The sequence below is a fragment of the Dehalococcoidia bacterium genome (genome assembly GCA_040902535.1).
Lineage (GTDB): Bacteria > Chloroflexota > Dehalococcoidia > DSTF01 > JACRBR01 > JBBDXD01.
Map to the genome: position 1 here is coordinate 42,971 of JBBDXD010000022.1, position 25,033 is coordinate 68,003.

30 protein-coding genes and 1 tRNA gene are annotated in these 25,033 nt (G+C 66.5%); 17 read left to right on the forward strand and 14 right to left on the reverse strand.

All coding sequences use genetic code 11. From position 1 onward, the window contains the following. Position 1 precedes the first annotated feature (1 nt). The 8 genes from WEB52_11890 (at position 2) to WEB52_11925 (ending at position 6,254) form a co-directional block, all read left to right on the forward strand. Entirely contained in the window at positions 2-319 is a 318-nt protein-coding gene (locus WEB52_11890) for a YlxR family protein (GenBank protein MEX2227137.1), read from the forward strand. After that, the gene (infB, locus tag WEB52_11895) at positions 316-2,103 is read left to right on the forward strand and encodes a translation initiation factor IF-2 (protein ID MEX2227138.1); all 1,788 of its coding nucleotides are present in this window, start codon (positions 316-318) and stop codon (positions 2,101-2,103) included. The genes WEB52_11890 and infB overlap by 4 nt, the downstream gene beginning before the upstream one ends. A gap of 27 nt (positions 2,104-2,130) precedes the next feature. Then, a complete protein-coding gene (rbfA, locus tag WEB52_11900) occupies positions 2,131-2,490 on the forward strand; it encodes a 30S ribosome-binding factor RbfA (protein ID MEX2227139.1) in 360 nt (119 codons plus the stop codon). A 2-nt stretch (positions 2,491-2,492) separates the two neighbouring features. Continuing rightward, on the forward strand, positions 2,493-3,032 hold the full coding sequence (locus tag WEB52_11905; GenBank protein ID MEX2227140.1) for a GNAT family protein: 540 nt from the start codon (positions 2,493-2,495) through the stop codon (positions 3,030-3,032). A gap of 50 nt (positions 3,033-3,082) precedes the next feature. Further along, positions 3,083-4,015, forward strand: coding sequence for a cation diffusion facilitator family transporter (locus WEB52_11910; GenBank protein MEX2227141.1), 933 nt, complete (start codon positions 3,083-3,085; stop codon positions 4,013-4,015). Between the two features lie 3 nt (positions 4,016-4,018). Next, entirely contained in the window at positions 4,019-4,915 is an 897-nt protein-coding gene (truB, locus tag WEB52_11915) for a tRNA pseudouridine(55) synthase TruB (protein ID MEX2227142.1), read from the forward strand. Positions 4,916-5,114: 199 nt separating this feature from the next. Then, positions 5,115-5,258, forward strand: coding sequence for a DUF5679 domain-containing protein (locus WEB52_11920; GenBank protein ID MEX2227143.1), 144 nt, complete (start codon positions 5,115-5,117; stop codon positions 5,256-5,258). Between the two features lie 327 nt (positions 5,259-5,585). Next, positions 5,586-6,254, forward strand: coding sequence for a L,D-transpeptidase (locus WEB52_11925; protein ID MEX2227144.1), 669 nt, complete (start codon positions 5,586-5,588; stop codon positions 6,252-6,254). A gap of 31 nt (positions 6,255-6,285) precedes the next feature. Here WEB52_11925 and WEB52_11930 read toward each other — a convergent pair whose 3' ends face one another. The 9 genes from WEB52_11930 to WEB52_11970 form a co-directional block, all read right to left on the reverse strand. Beyond that, entirely contained in the window at positions 6,286-6,789 is a 504-nt protein-coding gene (locus WEB52_11930; protein MEX2227145.1) for a hypothetical protein, read from the reverse strand. Then, positions 6,773-7,126 (reverse strand): cupin domain-containing protein, encoded by a 354-nt coding sequence (locus WEB52_11935; protein MEX2227146.1) that lies wholly within the window; start codon positions 7,124-7,126, stop codon positions 6,773-6,775. The genes WEB52_11930 and WEB52_11935 overlap by 17 nt, the downstream gene beginning before the upstream one ends. Before the next feature lie 114 nt (positions 7,127-7,240). Then, positions 7,241-8,434, reverse strand: a complete 1,194-nt coding sequence (locus WEB52_11940; protein MEX2227147.1) for a PmoA family protein — start codon at positions 8,432-8,434, stop codon at positions 7,241-7,243. 39 nt (positions 8,435-8,473) lie between these two features. Further along, a complete protein-coding gene (locus WEB52_11945) occupies positions 8,474-8,869 on the reverse strand; it encodes a type II toxin-antitoxin system VapC family toxin (GenBank protein ID MEX2227148.1) in 396 nt (131 codons plus the stop codon). Continuing rightward, positions 8,850-9,365 (reverse strand): hypothetical protein, encoded by a 516-nt coding sequence (locus WEB52_11950; GenBank protein ID MEX2227149.1) that lies wholly within the window; start codon positions 9,363-9,365, stop codon positions 8,850-8,852. The genes WEB52_11945 and WEB52_11950 overlap by 20 nt, the downstream gene beginning before the upstream one ends. Positions 9,366-9,429: 64 nt before the next feature. After that, positions 9,430-10,587 carry a Gfo/Idh/MocA family oxidoreductase gene (locus WEB52_11955; protein ID MEX2227150.1) on the reverse strand — a complete coding sequence of 386 codons (1,158 nt, stop codon included), beginning with the start codon at positions 10,585-10,587 and terminating at the stop codon, positions 9,430-9,432. Then, complete coding sequence (locus WEB52_11960; GenBank protein MEX2227151.1) at positions 10,584-11,528, reverse strand: dihydrodipicolinate synthase family protein; 945 nt, start codon at positions 11,526-11,528, stop codon at positions 10,584-10,586. Before WEB52_11960 ends, WEB52_11955 begins: the two co-directional genes overlap by 4 nt. Before the next feature lie 201 nt (positions 11,529-11,729). Beyond that, positions 11,730-12,524: an SDR family oxidoreductase gene (locus tag WEB52_11965; protein ID MEX2227152.1), complete on the reverse strand. Its 795-nt coding sequence runs from the start codon at positions 12,522-12,524 to the stop codon at positions 11,730-11,732. Between the two features lie 10 nt (positions 12,525-12,534). Beyond that, the gene (locus WEB52_11970; protein ID MEX2227153.1) at positions 12,535-14,031 is read right to left on the reverse strand and encodes an acetyl-CoA acetyltransferase; all 1,497 of its coding nucleotides are present in this window, start codon (positions 14,029-14,031) and stop codon (positions 12,535-12,537) included. Positions 14,032-14,171: 140 nt separating this feature from the next. Between WEB52_11970 and WEB52_11975 the strand changes: the two genes are divergently transcribed. The 7 genes from WEB52_11975 (at position 14,172) to WEB52_12005 (ending at position 18,151) form a co-directional block, all read left to right on the forward strand. Beyond that, a tRNA-Glu gene (locus tag WEB52_11975) sits at positions 14,172-14,248 on the forward strand. Between the two features lie 115 nt (positions 14,249-14,363). Then, positions 14,364-14,831 (forward strand): PAS domain S-box protein, encoded by a 468-nt coding sequence (locus WEB52_11980; GenBank protein ID MEX2227154.1) that lies wholly within the window; start codon positions 14,364-14,366, stop codon positions 14,829-14,831. 145 nt (positions 14,832-14,976) lie between these two features. Beyond that, entirely contained in the window at positions 14,977-16,554 is a 1,578-nt protein-coding gene (locus WEB52_11985; GenBank protein ID MEX2227155.1) for a long-chain-fatty-acid--CoA ligase, read from the forward strand. 17 nt (positions 16,555-16,571) lie between these two features. Further along, the gene (locus tag WEB52_11990) at positions 16,572-16,781 is read left to right on the forward strand and encodes a hypothetical protein (GenBank protein MEX2227156.1); all 210 of its coding nucleotides are present in this window, start codon (positions 16,572-16,574) and stop codon (positions 16,779-16,781) included. Positions 16,782-16,842: 61 nt separating this feature from the next. Next, positions 16,843-17,202 carry a maleylpyruvate isomerase N-terminal domain-containing protein gene (locus tag WEB52_11995; protein MEX2227157.1) on the forward strand — a complete coding sequence of 120 codons (360 nt, stop codon included), beginning with the start codon at positions 16,843-16,845 and terminating at the stop codon, positions 17,200-17,202. A 153-nt stretch (positions 17,203-17,355) separates the two neighbouring features. Further along, positions 17,356-17,946, forward strand: coding sequence for a class I SAM-dependent methyltransferase (locus WEB52_12000; GenBank protein ID MEX2227158.1), 591 nt, complete (start codon positions 17,356-17,358; stop codon positions 17,944-17,946). Positions 17,947-18,001: 55 nt separating this feature from the next. Further along, positions 18,002-18,151, forward strand: a complete 150-nt coding sequence (locus tag WEB52_12005; protein ID MEX2227159.1) for a hypothetical protein — start codon at positions 18,002-18,004, stop codon at positions 18,149-18,151. On the opposite strand, the gene WEB52_12010 is transcribed toward WEB52_12005, so the two are convergent. From WEB52_12010 to WEB52_12020, 3 genes are all read right to left on the reverse strand, one after another. Next, a complete protein-coding gene (locus WEB52_12010) occupies positions 18,148-18,516 on the reverse strand; it encodes a DUF952 domain-containing protein (GenBank protein MEX2227160.1) in 369 nt (122 codons plus the stop codon). The genes WEB52_12005 and WEB52_12010 overlap by 4 nt on opposite strands. A 49-nt stretch (positions 18,517-18,565) precedes the next feature. Continuing rightward, a complete protein-coding gene (locus tag WEB52_12015; protein MEX2227161.1) occupies positions 18,566-19,558 on the reverse strand; it encodes an AAA family ATPase in 993 nt (330 codons plus the stop codon). 195 nt (positions 19,559-19,753) lie between these two features. Continuing rightward, the gene (locus WEB52_12020) at positions 19,754-20,476 is read right to left on the reverse strand and encodes a hypothetical protein (protein ID MEX2227162.1); all 723 of its coding nucleotides are present in this window, start codon (positions 20,474-20,476) and stop codon (positions 19,754-19,756) included. 183 nt (positions 20,477-20,659) lie between these two features. Here WEB52_12020 and cas1 point away from each other — a divergent pair, with 183 nt between their 5' ends. Together cas1 and cas2 are read left to right on the forward strand one after the other, a co-directional pair. Beyond that, positions 20,660-21,382 carry a CRISPR-associated endonuclease Cas1 gene (gene cas1, locus WEB52_12025; GenBank protein MEX2227163.1) on the forward strand — a complete coding sequence of 241 codons (723 nt, stop codon included), beginning with the start codon at positions 20,660-20,662 and terminating at the stop codon, positions 21,380-21,382. A gap of 118 nt (positions 21,383-21,500) precedes the next feature. Beyond that, positions 21,501-21,791, forward strand: a complete 291-nt coding sequence (gene cas2 / locus WEB52_12030) for a CRISPR-associated endonuclease Cas2 (protein ID MEX2227164.1) — start codon at positions 21,501-21,503, stop codon at positions 21,789-21,791. 713 nt (positions 21,792-22,504) lie between these two features. On the opposite strand, the gene WEB52_12035 is transcribed toward cas2, so the two are convergent. Together WEB52_12035 and WEB52_12040 are read right to left on the reverse strand one after the other, a co-directional pair. Continuing rightward, positions 22,505-23,770 carry a CoA transferase gene (locus WEB52_12035; GenBank protein ID MEX2227165.1) on the reverse strand — a complete coding sequence of 422 codons (1,266 nt, stop codon included), beginning with the start codon at positions 23,768-23,770 and terminating at the stop codon, positions 22,505-22,507. Next, on the reverse strand, positions 23,767-24,921 hold the full coding sequence (locus tag WEB52_12040) for a CoA transferase (GenBank protein ID MEX2227166.1): 1,155 nt from the start codon (positions 24,919-24,921) through the stop codon (positions 23,767-23,769). The genes WEB52_12035 and WEB52_12040 overlap by 4 nt, the downstream gene beginning before the upstream one ends. Positions 24,922-25,033 lie beyond the last annotated feature (112 nt).

Consider the following 25,033-nt stretch of genomic DNA (forward strand, 5'->3'; position numbering starts at 1 on the left):
GATGGCGACGAAGGCGAAGGGCGGACCTCGTCCCAGGCACGTTCCGCAACGGACCTGCATCGCTTGCCGTTCGACCCAGGCCAAGCGCGGCCTCGTGAGGGTCGTCCGAACGCCTGAGGGCCGCGTCGAGATCGATCCGACGGGCAAGAAGAACGGGCGCGGCGCCTACGTGCATGAGACGCGGGCCTGCTGGGACGAAGCGCTAAAGCGGGACCGTCTCGCTCGCGCGCTCAAAGTGACGATAGAACAAAGCGACTATGAAGGGCTCAAGGCGCATGCCGATGCGCTGGCCACGGAAAACGGAAACGAGATTACATGACGACGAACGCTGCTGAGACCAAGACCATCGAGGTGCCGCGAGTCCTCTCCGTGAAGGAGTTGGGCGACTTGATGGGCGTCTCGCCGGTCGAGGTCATCAAGGAGCTGATGAAAAACGGCGTCATGGCTTCGATCAACCAGGTGATCGACTTCGAGACGGCCGCGATCGTCGCGTCGGACATGGGGTTCGATGCCGTCGAGGTGCGGGCCGCGGAGCAGGCCGAAGTGCCGGTCGATACCGAAACCGGCGGATTCAAGGTCGTGGAGGAAGACGGCGCGACGCTCACGGCGCGTCCGCCCGTCGTGACGATCATGGGGCACGTCGACCATGGCAAGACGAGCCTGCTCGATGCGATCCGCGAGACGAAGGTAGCTTCGGGCGAGGCCGGCGGGATAACGCAGCACATCGGCGCCTACCAGGTGCGCGTGAACGACCAGAACATCACGTTCCTGGATACGCCGGGCCACGAGGCGTTCACCGCGATGCGCGCGCGAGGCGCCCAGGTCACCGACGTCGCCGTGCTCGTCGTGGCGGCCGATGACGGCGTGATGCCGCAGACGAAGGAAGCGATCGACCACGCGAAGGCGGCCGGCGTCCCGATCGTCGTGGCGATGAACAAGATGGACCTGGAGAGCGCGAACCCGGACCGCGTCAAGACGGAACTCTCCGAGAACGGCGTCGTGATCGAGGAGTGGGGCGGCGACACGCCGCTGGTGCCCGTATCGGCGCGCACGCGCGCCGGCCTCGACGACCTCCTGAGCAACATCCTGGTCGTGTCGGAAGTGCTTGATCTGCGCGCAAATCCGGACCGGGCGGCGATCGGCATCGTCGTCGAGGCCGAGATGAGCAAGACGCGGGGACCGCTGGCGACCGTGCTGGTGAAGACGGGCACGCTCAACGTGGGGGACCATGTCGTCGTCGGTGAGACGACGGGCCGTATCAAGGCGATGCTCAACGACCACGGCAAGCGCATCAAGACGGCGGGCCCATCGGAGCCTGCCGAGATCCTGGGCCTGGACGCCGTGCCGCGAGCGGGCGAGATCGTGACCGTCGCGCCCGACGAGAAGACCGCTCGCGCGACCGTGCTGGAGCGAGTGCGCAGCCGCGAAGCGGCAGCGATGCACCAGCAGCAACACGTTTCGCTCGACACGCTGTTCGGCGAGATCAGCGCCGGCAAGCTCAAAGAACTCAATCTCATCGTAAAGACCGACGTGCAGGGCTCGATCGAGCCGATTCGCACGTCGCTTGAGCGCCTCTCCAACGAGCAGGTGAAGGTGAAGATCATTCACACCGGCACCGGCGGCGTCACCGAATCCGACGTCATGCTCGCCGTCGCGTCGAAGGGTGTGATCATCGCCTTCAACACGGGCGAAGAGGGCGGCGCGCAAAGGCTGGCCGCCGATGAGAAGGTGGATATCCGGCACTACAGCGTGATCTACAACATCGTCGAGGACGTCGATAAGGCGCTGAAGGGCATGCTCGAGCCGACCTTCAAGGAGGTCGTTACCGCGCACGCGGAGGTGCGGCAGGTGTTCCGCGTCGCGCGCCGCAACTCGATCGCCGGGTGCTTCGTGCGGGACGGGTCCGTGAACCGCAACGACACGGCACGCCTCATGCGTGGCAGCGAGATGCTCCACGAAGGCAAGCTCACGAGCCTGAAGCGCTTCCAGGAGGACGTCCGCGACGTCGGGACGAACTTCGAATGTGGCGTGCAGATAGAAGGCTTCGACAACTTCCAGGAGGGCGACGTCATCGAGTTCTTCCGCATGGAACGCGAGACGTAGCGCCAGCCGTAGCCAGAGGCGAACACCATGTCCCGAAGGACCGAACGGGTGAGCGATCTCCTGCGAGACGAGATTAGCAACCTCGTACGCAACGAACTGCAGGACCCGCGTCTCGCCGGGCTCGTAACGATCACCGACGTCGATGTGTCGCCGGATCTCCGGCGCGCGGATACCTACGTGAGCGTGCTCGGCAGCGACGAGGAACGGGCTTCGACCATGGAGGCGCTCGAACACGCGCGGCCGTTCATCAAGCGCGAGCTGTCACGCCGGCTCAAGCTTCGCTACACGCCGGACGTGCGCTTCGTCAGCGACAAGTCCATCGAACGCGCGCAGGCGGTGACGGACATCCTGCGCAGGACCGCGGCTGAGCGCGGCGAGAGCCTCTAGCCATGGCATGGATCGCCGGCGACCGCGTCGTCCTGCGTGCCTGGGAGCGCGAGGATGTGCAGGCGCGCTGGGAAGCCGATCAGACCGCCGACGCGACGGAGATGCGTCTCCGCGACTGGCACGAACCGCCGCGCTCGCTCGCCTATCGCGAGCAGGAGTTCGAAACGGCGATCGCGGAGCCCGACGAGCACGTCGTAGCGCTGATCATCGAAGCTGAGGGCCGCGCGGTGGGCGACATCAACCTGTTCGAGATTGACGCACGCAACCGGCGCGCCTCCGTCGGACTCAGCATCTGGCGGCCGGACGACCGCAACAAGGGCCACAGCACCGACGCGATGCGGGCGCTTCTGCGATGGGCCTTCGGCGAATACAACCTTCATCGCGTCGAACTGTCGGTCGATCCGGCGAACGCCGCCGCCATCCGCGTGTACGAGAAGCTGGGCTTCGTGCGGGAAGGGTGCCGTCGCGAGGCGCACTTCGGCGGCGGCGGCTTCGTGGACGACCTGATGATGGGGCTGTTGCGGCCAGATTTCCGGGAGTAGGGTCGACATTCTCATCCGAGATTGCCGCGGGAAGTAGGCGGACGGGGCGAATGGCAATGGGGCACGGCGGACATGGCGGGAACGTCTCCGCGGGGGGCGATCGGAGAGCGCTTGTCCTCGCAGGCATCCTGACCGGAGTCTACTTTGGCGTCGAGCTGGGGCTCGGGTTGTGGACGGGTTCGGTGGCGGTCACGTCCGATGCGTTTCACACGTTCTCGGCGGTCGGAGGCGTGCTCATCGCGCTGGTAGCGCAACGGCTCGGCGAACGGCCGGCGTCGGAACAGCATACGTTCGGGTGGTTCCGCGCGGAGATCATCGGCGCCCTGTTCAACGGCGTGTTCTTGGTCGTCATGGCCGCGTACGTGTTCTGGATGGGCGCGATGCGGCTCATGGACCCGCATCAGCTTTCGACGAATGTGATGTTGCTTGCGGCGTTCGGCGGGATCGCGACCGAGGTCGTCGCCTTCTGGCTGCTCTACGAGCGCCAGAAGGGCAATCTCAACATGAAGGGCGCGTTCTGGCACGTCATTCAAACGTTCGTTGGGAGTCTGATCATCATCGTGTCGGCGCTCGTGGTCCGGTACACCGGCTTCCTGGAGATCGATCCCATTCTCGGGATGGCCTTCGGCGTGGTCCTGTTTTGGGCGTCATGGAGCATCATCGGTTCCTCGCTGCGCGTCTTGCTGCAGGGCACGCCGGAGGGCTTCGACCTCCGGGCTGCCATCGAGGCGCTGGAAGGTATCGAGGGGGTCGAGGATGTCCACCACGTGCACGCATGGAGCCTGACTTCAGGTCAAAACGTATTTTCGGCGCACCTGCGCGTCCGCGACTACGGTGCGAACGGAGAGCGCATCCTGCGCGAGGCGAGCGACGATCTCAAACACCGATTCGGCGTGTACTTCTCTACGGTCCAGGTCGAGGAGAAATGTCTCTCCAGCGAACGTGATGCCGCCGCCATCGACATCACCGGGAAGGCCGTCTGACGCGTGGGTCCCCTCGACGCGTTCGTGGTGATCGACAAGCCATCTGGGGTCACGTCGTTCTCGATGGTGTCGACGATGCGGCGGCTCACCGGCGTCCGCCGCATCGGGCACGCGGGCACGCTCGACCCGCTGGCGACGGGCGTGCTGCCGCTCGCGATTGGCCGGGCGACGCGTTTCATCCAGTATCTCGACGATGAAGCCAAGACGTACGTCGCGAAGGTGCGCTTCGGCGTCACTACCGACACCTACGACGCCGACGGGGAGGTGACGTCACGTGCCGATGCTTCGCGCCTTACCCGCGATGCGATCGAAGGCGCACTGGCCACGTGCGCTGGCGCCATCGAGCAGGTGCCGCCGGTGTATAGCGCGATCAAGGTCGCCGGCAAACCGCTCTATCGCTACGCCCGAGAAGGGGCCGCCATCGAAGTCGCGCCTCGTGTCGTGCGCATCGATGCGATTCGGCTGCTCAGCTTAGCCCCAGACCGCGCGGAAGCGGAGATCGAAGTCAACTGTGGCAAGGGCACGTACATCCGGTCGCTCGCGCATGACCTTGGCCAGCGCGTGGGCTGCGGGGCGCACCTGACGGCGCTGCGACGCACACGCAGCGGCGGCTTCGGCATCCACGAGGCGCATGCCGTGCCTGAGATTGAGGCAGCCGCGCGCGAAGGCTGGCTCGAGGACCTGCTTCTGGCGCCCGACCGCGCGGTCGAACGGCGGCCGGCGGCGATCTTCTCCGAGGCACGGGAGCGCGACGTGGTTGCGGGCCGCGTCGTCGCCAGCGAGCGGTCGTCGGCGGCAGATTTGTGCCGGGCGTACTCGGTCGATGGCTCATTCCTGGGGTTGCTCCGGAATCTGGACGGGCGTCAGTGGCATCCTGAAAAGGTGCTTGGGAGGGGCTGAAACGGCTCAAAAGGCTCTATTTTCCAGATTCGGCACAGATTCAGACCAGATAGCGGTCAGATTCGCTTGACATCCCTTGGGAGCGGTCTATTATGCGAACGACCACGCTCAAACCCAAAGAACTGCTTAATGGTGTAAGCGGTAAAGGGATGAGGACGCGAGCATCGCTCGGACGACTGCCATAGGAGGGATTCGGGATATGGAAGCCTACTGCCTGAAGTGCAGGACGCAGCGGGAAATGCAGAACCCGACGCCTGTCACGATGAAGAACGGCAAGCCGGCCACGAAGGGCGTCTGCCCGGTGTGCGGCACGGGCATGTACAAGATCGGCAAGGCCTCGTAAGAAGGCCCGGGACAAGTGAAACGCGAAGGGGCGGCACCGTGTACCGCCCCTTTTTCGTTGCCGTCTGCGCTTCGGTCCGAATCCGACGCTAACGTGCCTGGCTGCGCCCCCGAACTGCTTCCCCACGGTCAACCGTCGCCGCGCTCGACCGCGTGGGCCTTTTCTGCCGCCGCTTTCAGACGGTTGAACCTGTCGCGCCTCAACATCCGGTGGCGCTAACGCGTCGCTCGTGGGACCATCGCGGACGTTCTCGAATGTTAAGCCGTGCGCGTTAACCTTTCGCGCTCGCGGCGCGTTGATCCGATCGAAGCTCGAACGGAATCGCATGTGACTCGAAGCAGGATCTTCCGCGTGATCGCGGCGGCGGCAGTCCTCTCGGCCGGATTCACTGCCGCCGCCTTCTCGCTGCGCGCCTACGGGCCCGAGGAGTCGTGGAACGTCTTCGCGGCGGCGACGCCCACGTTCACATCGACCCCCACGCACACGCCCACGTTCACGCCGACCTTCACCAACACGCCCACACCTACGGTGACGCTGACGCCTACGCCGACGTTCACGCCAACGCCCTCGGTGCCGGCGCCGAACCCGCCGCCCGTCCCCGGACCGGAGGTCGCCGGTGAGCGCTGGATCCTCGTCGACATCGCCCGCCAGACGACGACGGCGATGATCGGCGAGACAGCGCTCTACACCGCGCTCGTCACGACCGGCAAGGAAGGGTGGGAGACGCCGCGCGGTTCGTTCCGCATCCAGTACCGCGTCGAAAACGAAACGATGACGTCGGCGGCGATTGGCGCGGAGGAGTACTACGTGCTGGAAGACGTGCTCTGGACGCAGTACTTCACGAACGCCGGGCACGCGCTGCACCTCAACTACTGGCGCGACGAGTACTACTTCGGGTCGATCCCTTCGAGCCATGGCTGCGTCGGCATGCGGTACGCGGACGCCGAGTTCTTCTGGCGCTTCGCGAGGAATGGCACGCGGGTGGAGATCATCTAGTCGCTGGTCGCTGGTGACGCGGGGGGCGACCCTAGCCGTGCCGGCCGAATCCACGCGCCAGTGGCCAGTTTGACGCGAAGGACCGCCGCGGAGGCGGAGGAGGCGCGCAGCTGATCGTTGCCGCGACGAGGTATCCGGCAGACGCGACGACGGCCACCACGAGTCCGAATCCCGCCTCGATAACGCCGCATGGATCGCTGAAGCAGTTGATGAGCATGCCGTCGTACACCGGATCCGCATCACCAACGACAGTCATCCGAAACCAGAGGCTCGCTATTAGCATCACTCCGCCGGCTGTGAGCGCCCAGCGAGCGAAGGCCTGGCGTCCAATGCCGCCGCCGGCGCCCAGTGCCGCCACGAGCGCGGCGTTGATAGCCGCGACGAGCACGATCAGCCCTTCGATCCGCTCGACGCCGAGTTCCGACCATCGAAATCCGGTCGCCCAGGGCATGAATGTGCTCGCGATACCGGTCATCGCGCAGGCGAGCGCAATCAATGCGAACGGGCGGCGGATCTCGCTACTCGAACCAGACATCGGTCTGCTCGCCCGCGGGCACGCCGAGAATCAGCACATCCATCTCGCCGTCTGACGTGTGCCAGACGCCCGGCTTGATCACGACGAGGTCGCCGGCGGTGATCTCCTTCTTCTCGTCATCGAGTGTGATCGTGCCGCCGCCACTGAGGACGTAGTAGAACTCGGTCATCTCGCGGTGGTAGTGATAGCGGCTGTCTTCGATGCGCAGGTGCGAGACGTTGGCGACCGGCGTATCGTCGTGCGTCACGAGTGTGCGCCGCCAGCCGCAGACGCCACGTTCGGTCTCGATCTCGCTCAGGCGGCGGATGAAGTACTTGGCGTTCGTATCTGTGGTCATCGCGTGAGCTCCTTATGAAGACATCATACGCTGGTCGTCGGTCGTCGGTCGTCGGTCGTCGGTGGGCGGTGGGCGGTGATCGGTCGTCGGTACGCTGCTCCGGCTTCTTGTCCGCTAGAGCAGGGTCGCTGACGCCGGGTTGGCGTACTCGTCGAAGCGGCCGCTGACGTTGGCTTCGGCTGAATACTGCTGGTGGATGTACAGCCGGTGGCGCAGCGTCCACGTCTCGCCGCGCTCGAGCGTCAGCGGGCCGTCGAAGTACGGCAGGTTGGTGCCGACCGGGCCGTAGCCTCGCACGAACCACGCGTTCGGGTGATTCCTGTTCGACGGATGGTCAAGCATGGCGATGCCGAAGATCTCCTCGTCGCGCCCGACGGCTCGCGTGAACGGACCGGAGACGTCGACCCACTCGGCGCGCTGGGCGTGACAGTCCGGCGAGCCTTTGGCGCCGTTCGAGCTTGTCATCGTGCCGCCGTCCCACTCGTCGATGATGTCGGCGACGCGAAACAACGGCAGCGCGTTCTCGTTCGTCTGGCCGAAAGTCACCGCGTCTGCGTGCGGCGTGAATTCGGCTTCGATATCCCAGAGTCGCAGGCGGCCGCGCAGCCGGTACATGCGGAAGCGCCTCACATCGTCCAGCAGTACGGAGCCGCCTGGCGCCACCCACTGCGCGCGTTGCTGGAAGCCGCCCCATACGGGACCGGAGACGATCCAGTCGAACGAGCGGTGCACGATGCGTCCGTAACCGGTCCCGACGTGCGGGCCGTAGCCTTCCTGCATCGCCGCCGGTTCCAGGTAGAAGTCGACGCCGTTGAGGTCGCCGCACGCGTACCAGAGCGAACGGTGCCACGAGTGGTCGGGCGGGCCGTCGTCGGTGATCGACTTCGGCTGCGAGCCGTCCGTCGTGCCGACGCCGGAGTCGGGGCGGCCGCTCGGCGCGACGTTCGGCCAGAAGTACGGACGGTAGTTCGGCAAGCCATAGTGGTAGATCGTCTGCAGCAGGCCGCCGTAGTACACGACGATGCGTCCGTTTTCCTCCTGGTGGTGCAGCGCGACGCCGCGCGACTCGGCCTGCGCGGCGGGCCGCAGCGTGTACGGTCGCTTCTCGCCTGGCGCCAGTTCCTTCACGTGCCACGATGCGCGGGGAGCGCCCGTGACGACATCGATCTGAGCCGGCGTGGCGTCGCCGGATTCCTCGTCGATGGCATCCCAGGCGTTGTCCGACCAGCCGCCGTCGGGCAGGGCACACTCCGCGATGAAGTTCTCTCGCGGCGCGGTCACGGGGCCGAGCTGGATTGCGAATGGCATGGTGCTTAGCGTACGCGCGGAGCGGGCGAGTGGCTAGCGCTAGCGGACGAGGACGATCTCGATGCCGATGTCGACGCTCGCCCACTTGCGATCGGCCGTCATCACGGGCAAGCCACGGAGCACCGCGAGCGCGAGGCACGCACGGTCGCCGAGGGAGAGGCCTTGCCTCACGGTGAGGGGATGGAGCCTCGCTGCTTCGAGGGCTTGTTCCATGTTGAAGTCGATGGTGGGTAGTGCGAACGAAGAGAGCACGGACTTGATTTCGTCCAGCGACACACCGGACTTGGCGAGGTGGGATGCTACCTCGGCGAAGTTTACGGAGGAGATGATCGCCGTCTGGATGGCCGCGATCGCGCGTTGGTAGCCGGGCTCTCGTTTGATTGCCGCCAGGACAGTTGACGCATCGACCACGCACTCACGTCCCGGCGTCGTCATTTTTCTCTCCCCATTCCGCTCGTCGATCACGTAGGAAGGCATCCGTCCAAGACGTCTCACCGGGCACGTCGTAAGCCCGGAGGATCTCGTGCGCTCTTCGGAAACCAGCCTGCGGGCTCATGAGTACAAGCTCGTCGTCTTCGACGCGCCACGGGACGATGCCACCGCGGCGCAGGTGCAGGTGTTCGATCACGTGGCCCGGGATCTGGATGCGGCCGTTTTCATCCATCTCCATCTGCCCGAAGAGCTCGGGTTCGCCCGACTCGGCTTCGGGATCGTCGGGCGTCCTGCGTTCCACAGCTTCCTTAGCTTCCTCCTCGCGCGTGAGGACGTTGCGCACGTGCTGGTAGCTAATGCCCAGAAACGCGGCGATTTGCGAGCGCGTGTAGCCCGCCGTACCGAGGGCGCGAATCTTGGCGGCCTTGGTGGGAAGCGCTTGCGTGAGCCTCAACATACGGTCGCGTTCGTCGGGCGTGGGTCCGTGCGCAAGCGCCATCCGGAGCATCCTTTGGCACTGACTGAACTGACTGACTGACTAACAGAGTCAGTTATGATTGTGACTATAGACCTTGGGAAGGCACGACGTCAAACCCGTCCGCTGGAATCTGCGAGTACCAGGGGTCGTCGCCGGCAATCGGGAACGTGACGCGCTGGCCGGTCATCGCAGACTTGTACATGCCGGTGATCAGCTCCATCGAACGGCGGCATTCGTCGATGCCGACGAGCGGCGGTGCGCCGTCGATCGCGTCGATGAAGTCCGCGATCATCGGAACGTGCAGGTGCTTCGGGGTCTCCGGGTACAGCTCGGTTGCTTCGCGCGCGGCCGCTTCTGCCACCGGGACGTCGAGAGAGCGCAGCAGGAAGGGTTCGCGCGTCGGGTCGTAGGGCGATTCGCTCGACACCGCCTGCAGGTCATCGCCGAAGATCTCGAGCCGGCTGCGATTGTCGTGCGCATTGACGGTGACGATGATCTGGCCGACGGCGCCGTTTCGGAAGCGCACCGTCGCGAGGGACGTGTCTTCAACCTTGATGTCGAGCTTGGCCGTCACCGCTTCCGCGATCACCGACTCGGGCTCGCCCATGAACCACAGCAGCATGTCGATGCTATGGATGCCGTGGCCCATCGTGACGCCGCCGCACTCCTGCGCCCACGTCCCGCGCCACCAGACGTCGTAATACTCCTGCGAGCGTTGCCACAGCGTCTCCGACAGTCCGAACCGCAGGCGGCCGAAACGGCCGGCGTCGAGCAGCGCCTTCACCTGGCGCGCGCCCTGGCCGACGCGATGCTGGAATACGCCCTCGAAGACCGTCCCCGATGCCCGCTGCGCCTCGGCGATCGCGTCGATACCGGCGAGGGTCGGCGCGACGGGCTTTTCGCAGATGACGTGCTTGCCTGCGCTCAGCGCCCCGACCGACTGCTCGACGTGGAGGAACGGCGGCGTGCAGATGCTGACGGCCTGCACATCGGGGCGGTTCAGCATCTCGCGCCAGTCGGTGAAGACATGCTCGATGTCGTAGGTTTCGGCCTGCTTGCGCGCCGCGACTTCCGAGATGTCGGCGATGGCGATCACGCGGGCCCGGTCGCGATTGGCGCGGCCGCGATAGGCCAGCAGATGCGAGTGGGAGATGCCACCGGCGCCGATCACGCCGACGCCGATTGGTTCTCGCAGGTCAAACGGCCGCGCCACGGGGGAGGGAGCCGGCTGCGCGGTGGTCATCGGGCGGGTGCAGGCGCGGCGAGCTGCACGGCGGCGAGCGCGCGGCGCACGGCTTCGCATTCCTGCGCATCGAGGTCGAGTAGGGGCGGGCGCATGTGCGCGTTGGGGATGACGCCGAGTTGCCGCAGGGCTTCCTTCAGCCGCGCTCGATAATTTCGCACGGGCGGCGCGAACAGCGCGTCGGCGAGCGGCTGCACGACTTCATCGTTGATACGCTGCGCATCTTCGTAACGGCGCGCGGCGATAAGACGAAACATCTCGACCTGTTCGGCGATCGCGATCGTCCCGAAGCCGATGAGGGCTCCCTCGGCGCCCAGCACGAACGACTCGAGGATGAAGTTGTCGTTCCCGGTCAGGAGCTGGATGCGCCGCGGTGCTTCGTCGAGGATGCGGCGCGTCTGCACGAACTTCACTGCATCAAACGATGCTTCCTTGATGGCGACGACGTTCGGGATCTCGATCAGGCGCAGGAGCGTCTCGCGCGAGAACAGCACGCCGGCGAGCGCGGGCTGGAGCTGGAACAGCACCATAGGCAGCGGCGTCGCATCTGCGATCGCGCGGTGGTACTCGTATGGCACCTCGGGCGGCAGCGGGTCGCCGGCGAACGCCGCGATCGGGAATACGACGATGCCATCGGCGCCCGCCGTTTCTGCATCGCGCGTGAGTTCGACGGCCTCGGCCGTGTATCGGGCGCCGATACCGGCGAGCACGGGCACCCGGCCGGCGACCTCTGCGGCGTAGATGTCGAGTACGCGCCGCTTCTCGTCGCGCGAGAGATGCGGCGCTTCTCCGGTATCCATGTTCACGGCGACGGCCGTCAGTCCGTCGAAGCCGATGAGCCACCGGATGTAGGTGCGGAGCGCCGCCTCGTCGATCTGGTGATCGGCGGTCAGCGGAAGGAGCGTCGCCGGAATGAGGCCGCCAAGGTCGAGGTCACGCATGGTCTGCTTGCTCTCCGATGCAGGGTGATTGTAACAGCGCGTCGTGAACTGTTCATGCCGAGTTAGCGCGCCTTTAACAAGCGGTGCGTAGAGTAGGCGTCGCAAGGGTCAATCGAGACAACGCTCCCCCGTCTCGATCGATCCTGATGATCGAGCCGGCGCGCCAAACCCCGCATGGATGCGCGCCCGGCTCCTTCTGCGCTAGCGCGCCGCATCGCGTGCCGCGCGGAACAGCGAGACCAGGTCAGGGTACTTCTGCAACGTCGCGCCGCCGTCGGCGTAGAAGATCTCGCCGGTGATGAAGGAGGCGGCGTCCGACGCCACCAGCACCGATAGCCCGACCAGGTCCGCCGGCTGCCCGACGCGCGCGAGCGGCGTCTCGGCGACGATCGCTTCGCCGACGCCGGGCAACTTCATCCATTCGGTCATGCGCGTCTCGATGGCCCCGGGACCGATCGCGTTGACACGTATCCCATGCTCCGCCAGTTCGAGCGCAGCGACCTTCGTCATCATGTTGACGGCGGCCTTGGAGCCGCAGTAGGCGGCCATCGCCTTCGCTGGCATCTTCGCGCTCGCGGACGAAACGTTGATGATTGAGCCACCGCCGCGGACGCGCATGGCGCGCGACTCGTGCTTCATCGATGCGAGCACGCCGAGCACGTTCGTGCGCCAGATCGCCTCCGCCACCGCCAGGTCGTTGTTGCGTATCGTGGACGTCATGCCGCCGGTGCCGGCGGCGTTGTACGCGACGTCGAGGCCGCCGAAGCGGTCGACCGCAGACTGCACCGCCGCCTCGATGTCCGCCTCGACCGTGACGTCCGTGCGATGTGTCGCGCAGGCGTCGCCGATCTCGGCGGCGATCGACGCCAGCGCCGCTTCGTCGCGGCCGCAGGCGACCACCTGTGCACCTTCGGCGGCGAATGCAACGGCGATCGCCCGGCCGATGCCGTGCGTAGCTCCGGTGACCAACGCAACTTTGCCTGCGAGCGCACTCATGCTTTGCCTCCTATCCGGGCGTGAAGACGTTCTTGCCGTCCGAGGACTGTGTCACATGTCCCTTCGTGCCGATGAATTCGCGTTGTGTCATCGACTCGAGCAGCGACACGTCGTGGGGCGTGTTCGCGATGAACCGGCGCCCACGCGCCCCACGGCCGATGACGATACCGAGGCCCGGCGCGCCTTCTCGTTCGAAGACGACGGTATACGTCTCGACGGTCGCCGCGCCCTCAGGGTCAGCGATGAACTCGGGGTGCGGCTCCGCGTCAATCGTCGCCTGGTCGAGCGTCGGGTCCGTGCGACGCCATTCGTTGCGAGGCGGCTGCGCGGACCAGACGGCGACAGAGTGCTTCGTGACGTACCATCCGTTGCCCGTCGTGAGGCCGATGGCCGCGCGGTCGCCGCGCAGCCGCTGCGTCATGGCGGCGATGCCGTGCGTGACATAGTTGTTCCCCGGGCCGCCCGCGTACGGCAGTCCGCCGGTCTGCGTCAACGGACGCGGGTCGCCGGGCGCGATGCCCAGCGCGTCGCGGCCGATCTGCACCGCCGAAGGGAAGCAGGAGTACAGGTCGAAGTGACCGATGTCATCGATCGCGACGCCGGCCATCGATAGCGCACGTTCACCCGCGACGCGGATTGCCGGCGACGAGTGGTAGTTAACGCGCTCGGTGACGAACCAGTGGTCGGTCGCGTCTCCGCAGCCCCAGAGATAGACCCACTTCTCCTCCGAGACGCCCAGCCTTCGCGCGCCGGCGACGCTCGTCATGATCAGCGCCGCACCCTGGTCGACGTTCATGATCGCGTTCATGTACTTGGGGTAGGGAAAGCTGATGTAGCGGTTGGTCTCGCTCGGCGTAGCGATCTCCTCGGCGAGCCGCTTCTCCTGGAACCACGCATGTTCGTTCCTCGCCGCTACCGCCGAGAACTTCGCCATCAGTTCGCCGATCGCGCGCTGATGTTCGTCGATACTGCGGCCGTAGTGCGCTCGGAGCGCATTCTCGAACAGGGGGTAGATGCGCGTGGGGATCGTCGCGCCGTGCGCGGCTTCGATCTCATTGACGCCGTTGCGCGTGTCGCCGACTTCGGGCGGCGGGTTGCCGCGCGCTGACCAGCCGAGGTCGACGCCCATCGCTCGTGCCTTGCGCGCGGAGTACATCGACTCGGCGCCGGCGATCAGCGCCAGGTCGATGCCGCCTTCGTGGATCGCTTCGGCGACCTCGTTGACGATCCACTGCGGCGTGTTGCCGCCGACGGCCGTGTAGATCGCCTCGCGTGGGGCGACACGCAGGGCCTTCGCCAGGTCGAGCGCGGGCGCCTTCGACGGCCACGACAGGACGTTGATCGCGCGAAGGGCATCGAGCGAGGTGAGCAGTTCAGGCGTGGCGCTGTCGGCTTCGGCGGCGCGCGCCGCGGCGGCCATCAGGCCAAGTGGTTCGAGTGGCCGTTCGGCGCCGGGGCGCTGCGTAATCTGCCCCACGCCAACGACGATCGGTAGACGGTCGTCCATGACACCTCCGGGCGTCATGGAACCACAAATTGATGTTACGGTCGCTGGTCGTTTGTCATTGGTCGTTTTCGAACCGACTACTAGCATCGACTACCAGCACCATCGACCAGCGACCAGCTTGATATACTTCGGGCGATCGCGGCGCCATCGTCTAGAGGCCCAGGACGCCGCCCTTTCAAGGCGGAGATCGCGGGTTCGAATCCCGCTGGCGCTACCACTTGTCTGCCATCGGACCATGTAGGTGGTCCGTCCCGAGAACGAGGTCTGCCTGATACGGCCGGCCTTCTCCGCTTCGCCCGGATTCGCGGCAGCCGGTGACTGGAGGGATGTGCGTGGACGCTGACGCTCAGGATGTCGACTTCCATGCACTCGTCGACCAGGCGCCGGACGCGATGATCTTCGCGGGCCTCGACGGCATCATTCAGACGTGGAATCCGGCCGCCGAACGCATCTTCGGGCACGCCGCCGCCGCGGCTATCGGCCAGTCGTTGGACATCATCATCCCGGAGTCGCTTCGCCAGGCGCACTGGCAGGGGTACGAACGCGCGCTCGCGGCCGGCGACACGAAGTACCGGGGCCAGTCGTTGCCGACGAAGTCGATGAAGGCCGACGGGTCGCCGATCTACGTCGAACTCAGTTTCGCGATTGTCCACGATGCGGACGGTCAGGTGATCGGCGCGATGGCGCAGGCGCGCGACATCACGGAGCGCTTCGAGCGTGACAAAGTGACGCGGCGCCGGATCCGCGACCTGGAGGCGGCGCAGGAAGCCGCGAGTGCGGCCGCCGAAACCGCGTCCTGACCGCATTTGTGCGAACGCGTGCGCTCATCGACGGCCGACCCGGCCGCGGTGCGCCTTTGTCGCTGAGCGTGCGATTTACCGCTCCCGCCGTCTGAGGTATCGTCGCGAGTCAGGCTCACGTGCTGATGCGACGGGAGGTGCGGTCATGGAAGTACCACTGCTGGTCGGCGATTTCCTGCGCCGCGCGGCGAAGCTCTACGGCACGAAGACGGCGATCATCGATGGCGAGCGCAGCTTTACGTACGGTGAGTTCCAGGCACGCGTGAACCAGTTGGCGCACGCACTGCCCCGCCTCGGCGTCGCGACCGGCGACCGGGTGTGCATTCTCAGCCCCAATTCGCACTTCTTCCTCGAAAGCTACTACGCCGTGGCGCAGATTGGCGCGATCATCGTGCCGCTGAATTACCGGCTTGCCGCCGCGGACCACGAGTACATCATCAATCACGCGGGCGTGCGCGTCGTGCTCGTCGACTACGAGTACACGCGCATGATCGACGAGATCCGCCCGAAGCTCGAGACGGTCGAGCAGTGGATCGTCGCGCAAGATGATGGTGAGGCGGGCGAGGGCTGGCGCGACTGGGAGCGTCTCATCGCCGCGGGGCCGGAGACGCCGACGCCGGCCGTCGTGCAGGACGAGAACGACGTCTTCTCGATCAACTACACCTCCGGCACGACGGCGCGCCCGAAGGGCGTCATGCTCACGCACCGAAACTGCTACATCAACGCCTACAACTTCATCGCTCACCTGCGGATCCAGCACGACGACGTCGAGCTGTGGACGCTGCCGATGTTCCACGCGAGCGGCTGGGGCGGTCCGTTCGCGATCACAGCGATGGGCGGCACGCACGTGGTGCTGCGGGCGCCCGTCGCCGCGGACTGCTACCGGCTGATCGAGCGGTACGGGGTGACGTTCGCCTGCATGGCGCCCGCAGTGCTCAGCGCGATCCTCAACTATCCCGACAAGGACAAGCATCGGATCACGACGAGGCCGCGATTCACGATCGCCGGCGCGCCGCCGCCCGCGGCATTCATCGAGCGCATGGAGCGCGAGCTCGGGTGGGAGTTCATGCAGATCTACGGCCTGACCGAGACATCGCCGATCCTCACCGTCTCGACGCCGGACATGCATGTGGCGAAGGAGGACTACGCGCGCCGTGCCCGGGCCGGCGTGGAGGCCATCGGCACGGATATCCAGGTGCTGGACGACGACGGCAACCCGGTGCCGAAGGACAACAAGAGCATCGGCGAGGTGTGCGCGCGCTCAAACGTCGTGTTGAAGGGGTACTGGCGCCAGGAGGATGCGACCGCCGCCGCGATCTACGGCGGTTACTTTCACACCGGCGACCTCGCCGTCTGGGACGAGCACGCGAACATCCACATCGTCGACCGCAAGAAGGACGTCATCATCTCCGGCGGCGAGAACATCAGCTCGCCGGAGATCGAAGACGCTCTGTACCGTCATCCGGCTGTCCTGGAGTGCGCCGTCATCGGCGTGCCGAGCGAGAAGTGGGGCGAGACGCCCAAGGCGGTCATCGTGCTGCGCGCGGACGTGTCCTGCACCGAGGAGGAAATCATCGCGTTCAGCCGCGAGCACCTGGCGCACTTCAAGTGCCCGACGTCGGTGGACTTCGTGGCGTCACTGCCGCGCACGGTCACGGGCAAGCTGCAGAAGTTCGTGTTGCGCGAGCACTACTGGGCGGGCGTCGAGCGCCGCGTCAACTGACCGAAGGGGAATGCGATATGTGGTGGGAAGACCTCCTCTGGGGGTTCTGGAACGGCCTGAGCGCGTGGGTGATCCTGATTGCCCACGTCTTCGACGCGTGGGAGCGGTTCCCGTTCTACAACAGCGAGCGCGGCGGCAACTGGTACGACTTCGGGTTCCTGGTCGGCGCCGGATCGCCGTTCCTCGGGATGTTCGGTCGCGGTAGCGGCAACAGCAAGCGAAGGTAGCTGACGCCGGCTGTCAGCAGGCCGGTTGGCGGCGGCGCGGCGTGCTGCGAGAATGCGCACCATGGCTGAACGCATGACGACGCGGCAGGTGCTCGATGAGATCGCACGGGAGCGAACGCGGCTGATGGCCGCGATCGACGCCACGGGCGCCGGCGCATCGACGCTTCCGGTGACCGACGAGGGCTGGACGGCGAAGGACGTGCTCGCGCACCTGATCCACTGGGCGACGCAGGTCGCCTACGGGCTCGGCCGAGGTCGAGCCGCCCCCGGCATATGGTCGCCGAGCGCATGCGCCGTAAGGCTGCCGGACTTCCCGACACGATGCCGACCGGCGAAGAGTCGAACGCACTCGCCGTCGCCTACTTTCGCGACATTCCGATCGCCGACGTGCGGGCTCAGTTCGAGCGGCTCGCGGAGGTGATCATCGAACGCGCGCGGATGAAGTCAAACGATGACATGAACGCGGCGGGACCGTGCCGTGGTCGCGGAGCCGCGTGCTGTGGCAATTCATCGGCGGCGATACGTTCCTGCACTGGCCGCTGCACAGCGACATGATCGAGCGGGCAGCGACGCGATGAATGCAGATCGCCCGGCGCATCTCAACGACTACAACGCCGCCGCGTTTCAACTTCGCGACGTGGTCGATGCCTATCACCTGCGGACGCCCTACCCCGAGTCACTGCCGCCATTCCTGTTGTCGCTCGCGGTTCCCGCGGGCGGGCGCGTGCTCGAGCTTGGTTGCGGCACCGGCGAGATCGCCCGCATGCTCGCGCCCGACAGCGAGCGCGTCGATGCGGTGGATGTCTCGGCGCCGATGCTGGAGCGCGCTAGTGGGATGCCGGGAGGCGACCATGCCGCGATTCGCTGGCTTCAAGGCCGCGCGGAGGACGTGGAGCTTGACCCGCCCTACGCGCTGGCGGTCGCCGGAGACTCGTTGCACTGGATGGACTGGGAGACCGTGCTGCCGCGGATCGCTGCGGCGCTCGCTCCCGATGCCGTGCTGGCGATAGTCAGCGCGGTCCCCGTGTCGCAGCTCTGGTCGCCGGCGCTCCGTGACCTGTTCGCGCGCTACTCGGTGATCCACAACTTCGTCGAGTCCGACCTTATCGATGAGCTTCGCGGGCGAGGCTTGTTCGAACCGATCGGCGAGACCGCTGGAGCATGAGCCGTTCGAGCGGAGCGTCGATGAGTACATCGCATCTCTGCACGCGACTGCGGGATTGCCGCGCGAACGCATGGGCGAGGACGCCGCGCGCGCCTTCGACGAAGATGTGCGTGCGCTCGTTGGGCCGTATGCCTCGGGCGGCGTGCTTGCTCTCGGAGCGTCGGCGTCGGTGCGATGGGGCAAGCCTGCGACATCGGCGACCTAGCTCTCGAACGCCTCGAATGTCCCGTCAGCCGCGCGCCTCATGGCGACCACGCGCACGATCGCATCCCGGTTCAGCGGCCCGTAGATGTGCGGATAGAGGCGTGCGGGATCTTCGTAGCGGATGTCTGCTTGGACCTTCGACTTGTCGATGACCAGCGCCACAAACGCGCGCGGGTCGTCGCGGTAGTAGCGGTTGGCTGTCTGGATGAGATTGGCCGCGCCGTCGGTGCAGTGGATGAAGCCATCGGCGGCGAAGGCTTCCGGCGCGAAGTCGGTGTCTTCCGGCTGCGCCCGAAAGTACTCAGCCGGCACGAGGTGATGTGTGAGATCGTCGGGGCTATGATCGGAGTCTCTAGCTTCCAGCATCCAGCATCCAGCCTCCAGTGTCCGACAGGCAACAGCGGAGTGCCAGACCTCAGGGGACTTCGACCTCGTCCATCACGGCGCGGACGATGTCTTCGGCTGTGGTGTTCTCCGCCTCCGCCTCGTACGAGACGACGAGGCGGTGCCGCATGACGTCCATCGCGACGGCCTTCACGTCGTCCGGTTCGACGTAGCCGCGGTGCTGGACGAACGCATGGGCGCGCGCCGCCTGTGCGAGATAGATCGTGGCTCGCGGCGACGCGCCGTACTCGATCAGCGGCTTGATGCGCGCCAGCCGGTATGACTCCGGCTCGCGCGTGGCGGCGACGAGGTGCACGATGTAGTCCCGCAGCCGATCCTCCATCCGCACGTCTTTCAGTACGTGCGACGCGGCGACGATCGACTTCGGATCGGCGACGTGCTCGACGGCCGGCATCTCGTCCGGGGCGACGAACCGGTCGAGGATGCGCTTCTCCTCCTCGCGGGAGGGGTAGGTGACGATCACCTTGAGCATAAACCGGTCAAGTTGCGCTTCCGGCAGGGCGTACGTGCCCTCGTGCTCGATGGGGTTCTGCGTGGCCAGCACCATGAACGGATCCTCGAGCGGAAACGTCGTGCCGCCGATGCTCACCTGGCGCTCCTGCATGGCCTCGAGCAGCGCCGACTGCACCTTCGCGGGCGCGCGGTTGATCTCGTCGGCGAGCACGATGTTCGCGAAGATCGGTCCCTTGCGGACGTGAAAATCGCCATCCTGCGGGCTGTAGATCGTCGTGCCGGAGATGTCGGCAGGCAGCAGATCGGGCGTGAACTGGATGCGCACGAACGTGGCGTCGATCGTCCGCGCGAGCGTGCTCACGGTCAGCGTCTTGGCCAGCCCCGGCACGCCCTCGATGAGAATGTGGCCGCGGCACAGCATCGCGATGATCAGCCGCTCGACCAGCACGTCCTGGCCGATGATGACTTTCGCCACCTCGCGCTTGACGGCATCGATGAACGACCCCTGGTCGCGGACGCGTTCGGTGATCGCGGCGATATCGGTGGTCAAGCAGCCTCCTTCGCGAGGAAGTCTAACGAAGTGGCTGCCGGTCGGTGGCCACCGACGGAGATTATGGCGGCCCAGACAGGGTCGTCTCCAGCAGGCTGCTTGTCCCGCGGCGCGTCGCTTTGCTTCGGCGCCGACCCGGCGGCGGTTTTCAAACTCCGCGCCAGGCGCGTGCCGTGCGGAAATTGTTCTTGAATTTTAGCCTCCGGCGCTGATCTGGACGCGGGCGAGGTGTACGGGCTGACCCCGCCGGCGCGATTGCAGCGCTTCGATCTCGTGCAGGGCCTGGTAGAGCAGCCGGTTGAGGTGCGCTTCGTACTTCGAGAGATTGATCAGCACCTGCTCGGGCGGGATCCTTCGCTCGCGGCGCATGCGGTCCTGCTCCTCGAGGACGAATGCGCGGTCCCGGCCGCACTGGTCGATCTGCTGCGCGAGGTGGGTTGCGACTTCCCGCATGACGGCTCCGGTCTTGCGGGCGCGCGACCGTGCGACCGAATGCACGACGGCCTGCATGAGGCCCGGCGTCCAGGCTGCTTCGCCATCCGCGTTCATCACTTCTTCATTGGCGCCGACGGCATCGAGGGCCGCGGCGAACGCGTCGCCCGCGGCGGAGCCGATAGCCCGCAGGGGATCGCCTCGAGTGCCGAGCGCCGCGAGCGCTTCTTGCGCCCCGGCGAGCAACTCTTCGGCCCGCTCGACGGCAGGGTGCGTCCATCCGTGGCGCTTCTGGAAATCGAGCGGCACGCGTTCGCGGGCGGCCGCTGCCAGGTCGGTCTCATACGGCGCGATGCGCCGAAGGCGGTGTCCTGCCTTCCTGGCGTCGTCGCCAGACCGGACAGGATCAGGGGCCTGCAGGGCGCGCTGTATCGCATCGACGACGCCGCCGGTCCGTCTGAGGTGGATGATGATTGACGTCGGCAACACGCTGTACGTGACGACGCCCAGCGCCGCGCTGTGGCTCGATCACGATACCGTGCGGGTCGAGACCGACGGCGTAACGTCGCTGCGCGTGCCGCTCTTGCGGCTTTCGGGCATCGTGTGCTTCGGCGCGATGGGATCAGCCCGCCGCTCATGGCGCGGTGCGCGGAGGACGGATGCAGCCTGGTGCTGCTCGACCGGACGGGTGGTTTTCGCGCCCGCATCGAAGGGCGGACGAAGGGCAATGTGCTCCTACGCCGCGCCCAACACCTTGCATTGTCGGACCCAGAGCGGCCGTTGCAACTGGCGCGGCAGTTCGCTGCGGGCAAGCTGCAAAATTCGCGCCATGTGCTGCTGCGGGCGTCGCGCGACGCGCAGGATGAAGGCGACCGGGCTGTGCTCGTGCGGGCGGCTGAGTCCCTGACTGAGAGCGTCGTGGAGCTGCGCGCGCCGGCCGACCTCAACGTCGTGCGCGGGATCGAGGGCGATGCCGCGCGCACGTACTTTCGGGCGTTCAGCGCGATGGTGCGGGAGGAGCGGGCCGCGTTCTCGCCAGGGGGACGGACGCGCCGTCCGCCGCGCGACCGCATCAACGCGCTGCTGTCCTTTTTGTACGCGCTGCTGCGTTCCGAGTGCGAGAGCGCGCTCGAGGGCATCGGGCTCGACCCGCAGGTCGGCTACTTGCACGCGCTTCGGCCAGGTCGGCCGGCGCTCGCGCTCGACCTGATGGAGGAACTGCGGCCTGTGCTTGCGGACCGGATCGCGCTGACGCTCGTAAATCGCAGGCAAGTGACGCCAGATGGCTTTCGCGAGCTGCCGGGTGGCGCCGTGTACCTGAGCGATGAGGCGCGTAAGTCGGTCCTCGGCGCGTGGCAGAAGCGGAGCAGGAGGTCGTGGAGCATCGCGTGATGCGGCAGAAGGTCCCGCTCGGCATTGTGCCGCATATCCAGGCGCGGCTGCTGGCGCGTCACCTGCGCGGCGATATCGCCCATTATCCGCCGTTCTTGCACCGGTAGGAGGTCGGCCGATGGAACTGCTCGTGGCGTACGACGTTGCGACGGACACGAAGGAGGGGAGACGGCGGCTGCGACGCGTCGCCAACGTGTGCGTGGCGCACGGTCAACGCGTCCAGAAGTCGGTCTTCGAATGCGTCCTCACGGAGGTGCAGGTTGAGCGGTTCACCTACCGATTGCTCAAGGAGATCGAGCCGTCGCAGGATAGCCTGCGGATCTATCGGCTGCGGGAGCCGCGAGAGCAATTCACGCAGGTGTTCGGCGTCCCGCCGCCGCTCGACTTTGGCGGGACGCTGATCGCGTGATGCGCGGACCGGCGGCTCCGGTGTCGCACTCGCAGGGTTCGCGCAGGAAGCGAGGGGCGGAACTGCGCGTCCGGCGGCGCCACGTACTCCCGAAGCGGACGAAAGGAGGATTGCCGGCGGGAGGCGCGTGGTGGCTGAAGGGGAGCGCATCGCGGCCGGTGCGGATCTATGTCTGAAATAGCCGTTGCACCCGACGCGCGCGTCGGGTGAGGATTGAAACTCAACGGCGACGAGTGGCGCGCGATCGAGAACATGTTGCACCCGACGCGCGCGTCGGGTGAGGATTGAAACGGGTTGCCGTACACCGGCACGCTCACCGCGTGCGGTTGCACCCGACGCGCGCGTCGGGTGAGGATTGGAACCCGGCGCGCTGTTGTGGGACGCGCGTTACGTCGGGTTGCACCCGACGCACGCGTCGGGTGAGGATTGAAACTTACCCTGCTCCGTGATGGCTTTGCTGACGTAACGTTGCACCCGACGCACGCGTCGGGTGAGGATTGAAACGTCGTACGAGTATTGAAGTTTCACGCACCCTCCAGTTGCACCCGACGCACGCGTCGGGTGAGGATTGAAACGATAGGTGGAAGCGCAGTCCCCGCGATCGACGCGTTGGAGGCTGGAAACTCGAGCTGCGATGTCAGCAGGAGCACGGTGGTGACCCTAGGGGCGCACAGCGGTGCGCCTCCTTGGCGCTTGACACCGTGTATGTCCGATTACGAGTGAAGCTCCACGTTAGGTACCGTCGCCGTCACGCCGGACGATTCGAGATCGGCGATCTCCGCGTCGCTGATTCCGAGCAGGTCGCCGAAGACCCAGTTGTTGTGCTCGCCGAACATGGGCGGCGGGATGCGCACGTGCGCGTCGTCGCCGGACATGCGCCAGACGGGCCCTTCCATCTCCCACGTGCTGGCGTCGGCGTGCGTCACTTCCTCCCAGAAGCCGCGAGCGCGGAAGTGCTCATCGGTGAGCAGCGACTGGATGCGCAGCACTGGCGCCGCCGAGACGTCGCGCGCCTGCAGTTCACGCGACGCTTCGTGCTGGGTGCGCTTCTTTGTCCAGGCGGCGACGATCGCATCGAACTCGTCGTGGTTGCGGCGTCGCGACACGACGTCCGCGAAGCGTGGGTCGCGCGCCAGTTCCGGACGTCCGATGCCATCGCACAGCGACACGAACTCGGCATCCGACCCGACGGAGATCGCCACCCATTCGTCGTCCGTCGCGCAGGCGTAGACGCCCTGCACGCGCGAGATGTGCCGGTTGCCCAGGCTCTCCGACGGCTCGCCGCTCATCTGGTACGCCAGGATGAACTCGCCGATGTTCCCCATCAGCGCTTCCCACTGCGCAACTTCGACGTGCTGGCCTTCGCCGGTGCGGTCGCGGTGGCGGATCGCGGCGAGCGCCGACGCGGCCGCGATGGCGCCGGCATTCGGGTCGCCGTACGCGATCGCCGACTTGTGCGGGCCCATGCCCGGGTAGCCGCTCAGCGATGCCAGGCCCGAGAGCTGCTCGACGTTCGTGCCGTACGCGACGTGGTGCGACTCGGGACCGCTCTTGCCGTGGCTCGGCATCGAGACGAGGATGATGTCGGGCTTCGCCTCGCGCAGGCGGTCGTAGTCGAGTCCGAGTTTGCCGATGACGTCAGCGCGGTAATTCTCGAAGACGACGTCGGAGATGGCGGCGAGCTGCAGCGCCAGTTCGCGGCCGCGCTCGGTCTGCAGGTCGATCGTGCAGCCGTACTTGTTGCGGTTGTTGTGGTTGAAGTACGCCGACTTGTTCCACCAGCGCTCGGTATGGCCGCCCAGGAAGTGCAGCGACCGCAGCATGTCCCAACTGCGGGCTGACTCGACCTTGATCACCTCGGCGCCCATGTCGGCCAGGAGCCGCGTGCCAGATGGGCCGGCCCAGACCATCGTCAGGTCGAGGACGCGGATGCCTTCGAGGGGAAGCCGGGAGGGCGGAGGGCGGAGGTCGGCGCTCATATCACGGCCGCCGCCGAGAGCAGGGCGAGGTCGCGCGGGGTCATGCTCAGAAGCTCAGTGAATACCTCTCGCGTGTGCTCGCCGAGGCGTGGCGCCGGGCGGAGCTCGGGTGGCGACGCCGGCATGCGCGACGGCGGTCCGGCATAGCGCAACGTGCCGGCGTCCGCATGCGTGACCTCGCGGAAGAAGCCACGCTCGTTTAGGTGCGGGGAGTCCAGCAGGTCGGCGATCGTGTTCACGGGCGTGATCGGGGCCCGAAAACGGCCCGCCCGCTCATAGGCCTCACGCTTCGTGACGCTGCCCGCCCAGAGGAAGAACTGCGCCGACAACTCGTCGTCGTTGCGGAGCCGCGCGCGGTTGTCGGCGAAACGTTCGTCTGTCGCCATCCAGCCGGCGTCCAGCGCCTGCACCAACTGCGGCCAGTTCTTGGGCATCGCGTGGATGCCGATATGACCGTCGAGCGCGGGGTAGATGCCGACGACCGCGGACGAGAAGTTGCCGCGCCGGGAAGTCAGCGCGTCTGAGTGCCGGTACGCGTAGTCCGGGAAGTAGATCTCGAGAATCGCCGCCATCACTTCGACGCCCGCAACCTCGGCGGTGCGACCGATACCAGTGCGCTGCGCGTCGAGGAGCGCGGCGATCGTGGCGCCAAACGACCACGTGCCGGCCTGGTACTCGGCCTGGTAGCCGCCATTCTGCAGCGGCTCGCGGTCGGGGTCGCCCGTCAGATAGTGCTGGCCGCCGGCGGCGTAGGCGGCGATGTTCGACGGGCGCCAGTTTGCGTACGGGCCGGACTGCCCGAACGCCGTCACCGACGTGACGACGAGGCGCGGGTCGAGGGCGTGAACGTCGTCCGGGGTGAGCCGCAGTCGCGCCAACTCCGCGGGGCGTTGATCGAGCACCACGGCGTCGCAGCGCTCGGCGAGACGCAGCGCGAGGGCGCGGCCGGTCGGCGTCGCGACGTCGAGCGTGATGCTGCGCTTGCTCGCGTTCAGCCAGAGGAACAGCGCGCTCTTCTCGCGATGAGGGATCTTGTCAGGGAAGGGACCGTGGCCACGCGACTCATCGCCGACGCCTGGTCGCTCGGCCTTGATGACGTCGGCGCCATAAGTCGGAGAGGAGGCGCGTACACCAGGGGCCGGCCACTCCAGACGTCAGATCGAGTATTCGGACATCCTGGAGCGGACCGGCCACCGGCGTTGCGATCTAGCTCGACTTAGCTCGAGGACTTCTTCGCTGCGCGCTTGCGAGCGCCCTTCTTGG